Below are 4,049 nucleotides of genomic sequence, written 5' to 3'. Positions count from 1 at the left end.
CGCGAGCGCCGCCTCGACGTCGAGCCGCGCCTGCCAGCGGTTCTCGCGCGTGAAGAGCCGCGCGATCCCCGGGTCCGGGACCCGGCCCTCGGTGAAGCGACCGAACGGTGCGACGATCATGCGGCCCCCAGGGCGTCCGACGGCGGTGAGCAGCATGATCGCCCTGCCCGGCGCCGGTGTACACCCCTGGCGCGCTGCGCGTGTCGGAGGATCGCGGCACGCTGGGCCCATGAGCGACGAGACGACGACGCGGGTCGCAGCCCTGGACGCGGTGGTCTTCGACGTCCCCGAACCACCGGTCGCGGCCGACTTCTGGCAGCGTCTGACGGGCGCGGAGGTCGAGCAGCAGGGGGACGGCGACGACTGGATCACGCTGCACACCCCCGACGGCTGGTCCCTCGCGTTCCAGCCCGCGCCCGACCTCGTGCCCCCGCGATGGCCCGGTCAGGAGCACCCGCAGCAGGCGCACCTCGACCTGCGCGTGCCGGACGTCGCGGCCGCCGTCGAGCAGGCGGTGGGCCTGGGCGCCACGGTGCTGCGCGAGAACCCGGAGTGGACCACCCTGGCGGACCCCGCCGGGCATCCGTTCGACCTGTGCCACGCGCCCGACAACGACGGCCTGACGCTCATGGGCCTCACCTTCGACGTGCCGGACGCCTCGGCCGCCGCCGCGTTCTGGTCCGGGATCCTCGGCGACCCCGTCGTCTACGACGCCGAGGGGATGGCGATGCTCGGCGGGGACCGGGCCCTGCTCTTCCAGCAGGTGGAGGGCTACTCCGCGCCGCGCTGGCCCGACCCGGAGTTCCCGCAGCAGCTGCACCTCGACCTGCAGGTCGGCCCGCAGAGCCTGGACGAGGCCGAGACGGCGGCGCTCGCCGTCGGGGCGACGCGGCTGCCCGGCGGCGAGGACACGTTCCGCGTCTTCGCCGACCCCGCCGGGCACCCGTTCTGCCTCTGCACCGGCTGATCGTCGGCCCGGCAGGTCAGTCCGGCAGCACCAGCGCGGGCCGCTCGGGGTGGTCCACGCGGACGACGACGTCCGCGCGCCGCTCGGGCTGCACCTCGCGGCGGTAGCGCCCGTACGCGGCGAGGGTCCACGCGTCGTCGAGCGGCGTGTTCCGCGTCTCGGTCGCGGCCCGGAGCGCCAGGTGCACGGCCAGGTCGACGTCGAGCCCGCGGCCCAGCGCGAGCGACCCGTCGAGCACGACGACGGTGCCCGGCGCCGCGTCCTCGTACGCGGCGCGCGTGGAGCGGCCGGTGTCCGGGTCGCGCAGGCTCGGCAGCCAGCGGCCGCGCGTCACGACCGACCGCAGCACCTCCCGGTCGAGGCCGTCGACGTCGATCCACTCCTCCAGCAGCGCGTCGGGGTCCCGGCGGCCGCGCTCGAGCCGCAACGACCGGGCCCGCAGGAAGTCCCGGACGCGCACGCGGGCGACCGGGCGCCCCGCCGCGCGCAGCGGCTCGACCAGCGCGTCCGCGAGCGCCTCCGGGCGGGTGGACGGGTGCCCGTCGACGAGCAGCCGCACCGGCCGGGCGCCGTCGGCGGGCCGGTCCGTTCGTCCGCCGCGGGCCAGCACCCGTTCGACGACGTGCGTCACCACACCCTCGACGGACACCGGTTCCACGCGCACCCGGACATGCTGCCACCGCCCTGCCTTCCACCACGCGATCCTTCGCGCCATCGCCGGCTGCTCGAGCTCCGCCTCCGCCGACCCCGGCGCGTCCGACCCGGACGCCCCCATCACGTTCCGCGTCGCCTGGCGCGGGATGAGCACCCACGCCCGCTGACGCACGCTCGGCGCGGCAGTTCGCGCCCGACGCGGCAGCTCGAACTGCCGCCGGGAGCCGGAAGTGCCGCGCCGGGCGTCGTCCGGCGCTCAGCGCGCGTGCTCGACGCAGCGGGTGGCAGCCGGCCGCGCCTCCAGCCGCGCGGAAGGGATGGGCCGGCCGCACACCTCGCAGACGCCGTACGTCCCGGCGGCGACGCGGTCGAGCGCGGCGAGGAGCTGGTCCCGCTCGCGCTCCGCCTCGGACGCGATCGCCGCTGCCTGCTGCCGTTCCCACGCGAGCGTCGCGCCCTCGGGGTCGTGCTCGTCGTCGGCGTTGGAGTCGCGCGCGGACTCGACGATCCCGTCGACGGCGCGGCGCTGCGCTGCGAGGCGGTCGGTCACCTCGGCGAGGCGCGCCCGCAGGCGGGCGTCGGCATCCGCACGGTCGGTCATCCCCGCAGTCTCGCACCGGCACCGGAAGTTCTCCCGACGGTCATCGACGGGCCACGCGCGCGGCCCCGGACCGGACACCCGGCCCTCCTAACGTGCCCGGCGACCTGCCAGGAACCCGCCAGGAGGACCACCATGACCGCCCGCCGCCGCATGCTGCTCGCCCCACCGGGCACCCGCACCGTCTCTGCCACGCTCGCGTTCGCCGTCGCCGCGGGGGTGTCCGTCGCCTCGTTCGCCGCGACGGTCGTCGCGCCGCCCGTCGCGACCGCCGCCGCTCCCCTGTCCAGCGCGCCCGGCGACGTCGTCTACGCCCAGGACTTCGACGACGTCGCGGACGGCTCGCTGCCCGACGGCTGGCAGGTCGGGACGGGTGCGTGGGCCGTCCAGGACGGCCGTCTCGTGGGCGAGCCGTCGACGATCGGGCGGGTCACGTTCGGCCCGCACCTGGAGAACTACCGCCTCGAGGCCACGGTGCGCTTCGAGGCCGTGAACAACGCGGCGCGCTGGCTCGCGCCGATCCTCGACATCGACCCCGCCGGCGGGGTGCCGTGGTGGCAGGCCGCCATGCGCTCCACGACGACGGCGAGCAACGGCATCGAGCTGGCCGAGCGCACGGCGGGGAACGCGTGGAACGTGCCTGCCACGGCGTCCGCCCCGTCGGACGCCGGCGTCGGCAAGGACGTGCAGATCGCCATCGAGGTGCAGGGCAACCACGCCACCTGGGTGTACGGCGGCCAGGAGGTGCTGGAGGGGCGCATCGGCCGCACCGACGACGGCGTGCTCGGGTTCGCCGCCGACGGCGCGCGCGTCAGCATCGACGACGTCGTCGTCACGGAGCTCGAGCCGAAGCCGGTCGTGAACGAGCCCGGCGACCTGCCCGTCACCGCGGCGCACCGCGGCTACTCGTCGGTCAACCCCGAGAACACGCTCACGGCCTACGCCGCCGCCATGAAGGCGGGCGCCGAGTACGTCGAGATCGACGTGCACACCACCGCCGACGACGTCCCCGTCGTCCTGCACGACCAGACCGTCGACCGCACCACGGGCGGCACGGGCGACGTCGAGTTCCTGCGGTCGCCGTACCTCGGCTCCCTCGACGCGGGGTCGTGGTTCAGCCCCGCGTTCACGGGCGAGAAGGTGCCCACGTTCGCCCAGGTGCTCGACCTCATGGACACCGGCAGCTCCGACCTGCTGCTCGAGATCAAGGGGCCGGAGACCCGCGAGGAGGTGAACCGGACGGTCGACATGATCCTCGAGGCCGGCCTGGAGGACCGCGTGGTGCTGCAGTCGTTCGACGAGAAGGCGCTGGAGTACGCGTACGACCGGGCACCGCAGATCCCGCTCGGCCTGCTGCGCGGCACCCTCGACGCCGACCCGGTCGCGACGGCGGAGCGCCTGCACGCCGCGTACTACAACCCGTCCGGCGCGGCGCTGGCGACCCGGCCGTCCGTCGTCGAGGACCTCAACGCCGCCGGCGTCGGCGTCTTCGTGTGGACGGTCGACTCGCCCGCCGACTGGACCCGGTTCACCGACCTCGGCGTCGAGGGCATGATCACCAACCGCCCCGGCGCGTTCGTCGGCTGGAAGGCCGCGCAGGAGCAGGCCGACCCGGAGCCCGAGCCCGGCCCCGGCCTGCTCGCCCGTCTCGCCGCGCTCGACCTGTCCACCGGGCAGGCGCAGCAGCTGTTCTCCGCCCTCGCCCAGGAGGACTGGGACCGCCTGGAGCGCGTCGTGACCAAGCACGTCGACGACGCCGAGCAGCGCGACGCCCTCCTGGCGGAGATCGCCGACCTCCGCGCCTGACTGCCTTCCAGCAAGCGATCTGCC

General features: G+C 75.5%; 4 protein-coding genes. 2 read left to right on the top strand and 2 right to left on the bottom strand.

Annotated features, from left to right (window positions below; translation table 11 throughout):
* Positions 1 to 229: 229 nt before the first annotated feature.
* On the top strand, positions 230 to 967 hold the full coding sequence (locus tag ACFWEK_RS19555) for a VOC family protein (protein WP_430547868.1): 738 nt from the start codon (positions 230 to 232) through the stop codon (positions 965 to 967).
* Positions 968 to 983: 16 nt separating this feature from the next.
* On the opposite strand, the gene ACFWEK_RS19550 is transcribed toward ACFWEK_RS19555, so the two are convergent.
* Both ACFWEK_RS19550 and ACFWEK_RS19545 read right to left on the bottom strand, forming a co-directional pair.
* Positions 984 to 1,793, bottom strand: coding sequence for a uridine kinase (locus ACFWEK_RS19550; protein WP_430555118.1), 810 nt, complete (start codon positions 1,791 to 1,793; stop codon positions 984 to 986).
* Between the two features lie 84 nt (positions 1,794 to 1,877).
* Positions 1,878 to 2,222 (bottom strand): TraR/DksA family transcriptional regulator, encoded by a 345-nt coding sequence (locus ACFWEK_RS19545; RefSeq protein WP_430555117.1) that lies wholly within the window; start codon positions 2,220 to 2,222, stop codon positions 1,878 to 1,880.
* Positions 2,223 to 2,354: 132 nt separating this feature from the next.
* On the opposite strand from ACFWEK_RS19545, the gene ACFWEK_RS19540 reads away from it, so the two are divergent.
* Positions 2,355 to 4,025: a glycerophosphodiester phosphodiesterase gene (locus tag ACFWEK_RS19540; protein WP_430555116.1), complete on the top strand. Its 1,671-nt coding sequence runs from the start codon at positions 2,355 to 2,357 to the stop codon at positions 4,023 to 4,025.
* Positions 4,026 to 4,049 lie beyond the last annotated feature (24 nt).

It is taken from the genome of Isoptericola sp. NPDC060257, assembly GCF_042726645.1.
Taxonomy (GTDB): domain Bacteria; phylum Actinomycetota; class Actinomycetes; order Actinomycetales; family Cellulomonadaceae; genus Isoptericola; species Isoptericola nanjingensis.
The sequence above is the reverse complement of the archived record's forward strand: the minus strand, read 5'-3'. Positions and strand labels throughout refer to the sequence as shown.

Excerpts from the sequence above, each read along its gene's own strand:
- ACFWEK_RS19555 (WP_430547868.1), top strand. The coding sequence starts at position 230 with ATGAGCGACGAGACGACGACGCGGGTCGCAGCCCTGGACGCGGTGGTC.
- ACFWEK_RS19545 (WP_430555117.1), bottom strand. The coding sequence starts at position 2,222 with ATGACCGACCGTGCGGATGCCGACGCCCGCCTGCGGGCGCGCCTCGCC.
- ACFWEK_RS19540 (WP_430555116.1), top strand. The coding sequence starts at position 2,355 with ATGACCGCCCGCCGCCGCATGCTGCTCGCCCCACCGGGCACCCGCACC.